At 72.9% G+C, this 1,178-nt stretch carries 2 protein-coding genes; one reads left to right on the plus strand and one right to left on the minus strand.

Going from position 1 to position 1,178, the window contains the following annotated elements; translation table 11 throughout:
- Positions 1-139 precede the first annotated feature (139 nt).
- Positions 140-601 carry a pyridoxamine 5'-phosphate oxidase family protein gene (locus ABZW03_RS41085; protein ID WP_355270021.1) on the plus strand — a complete coding sequence of 154 codons (462 nt, stop codon included), beginning with the start codon at positions 140-142 and terminating at the stop codon, positions 599-601.
- An 11-nt stretch (positions 602-612) separates the two neighbouring features.
- Here ABZW03_RS41085 and ABZW03_RS41090 read toward each other — a convergent pair whose 3' ends face one another.
- A complete protein-coding gene (locus ABZW03_RS41090) occupies positions 613-1,023 on the minus strand; it encodes a DUF3592 domain-containing protein (protein ID WP_355270019.1) in 411 nt (136 codons plus the stop codon).
- Positions 1,024-1,178: the final 155 nt, after the last annotated feature.

A 1,178-nucleotide genomic window follows, 5' to 3' on the forward strand; every position in this document is an offset into this window, starting at 1 on the left:
TGAGCGGCCCCGCACGAGGTGCGCGAGAAGTCGGCCCGGCCGACTTCTCGCGCTTTCGTGTGCGCTGAGCCCTCCGTCGACCGCTGGACGTAGGTCGCGGGCCGCAGGTGCGCCCGTATCCCGGTGGCTAGGATCGCCGATCATGACGACGGCAAGCATGCAGCGCCGCACGGCGGAGCGTGTCCGCGACGCCCTGGACCGACTCGCCACCGAGCGGGACGTCTGGTTGTCGACGGCCCACCCCGAGCACGGACCGCACCAGGTCCCGCTGTGGTTCCTGTGGGACGGGCACGCGGTGTGGCTGTGCACGAGCGACGGTTCGGCGACCGCACGCAACGTCCGCGCCGAGCCGCGCGTCCGGCTGTCCCTGCCGGACACCTTCGACGTGCTGCTCGTCCAGGGCGAGGCGCAGGGCTTCCCGGCCCAGGACGTCCCGGCGGACGCGGCCCGGGCGTTCGCCGACAAGTTCGGCTGGGACCCGCGCACGGAGGCGAAGCCGTACCTGTACATCCGCGTGCTGCCGACGACGGTCCGCGCCTGGCGGGGCGTCCCCGAACTCCCCGGCCGCGTCATCATGCGCGACGGGACATGGCTGGGTTGAAGGACGCTCGGTCAGCCGAGCGCCGCGCGCAGGACGATGACGGCGCCCCCGGCCAGCGCCATCGCGAGGAGGAGGTTCATCGCGGTGCCGTCCCGCTCGTACCCGGCGACCTCGACCCGCTGCGGCCGGGCGGGGTCGTAGCGCACCCTGACCTCACTGTCCCAGACGTCTGGGGGACGGGGTTTGCCCACGGGGGACTCGACCTCCATCCGCTCACCGCCGCGCGGGGTGAACGCGACCACGGGGTAGAAGCGGGAGTCGCCGTCGGAGTACTCGGCCTCCCGCACCCGGACGATCTCCCCGTCGGCCCAGCGCCCCCGCAACCCCAGCCGCACCGAGGACCAGGCCGCACCGGCGTACGCGGCGGACAGCCCGCCGAGCAGCACGGCGAAGAACCACTCGACGGCCCGCTCCATCACCATTCCCGGATCCTTCAACCGCCGGACAACCACTGTCAACGGCCTACCACCGCGCCTGTACGACAACACGGCGGGCGCCATCGCTGCGCGAGAAGTCGGCCGGGCCCGCATATGGGGCAGACCCCCACCCCCCCCAAACAACCGGGGGGTGGTACTCG

The sequence above is a fragment of the Kitasatospora sp. NPDC004799 genome, from assembly GCF_040609095.1.
Classification (GTDB): Bacteria; Actinomycetota; Actinomycetes; order Streptomycetales; family Streptomycetaceae; genus Kitasatospora.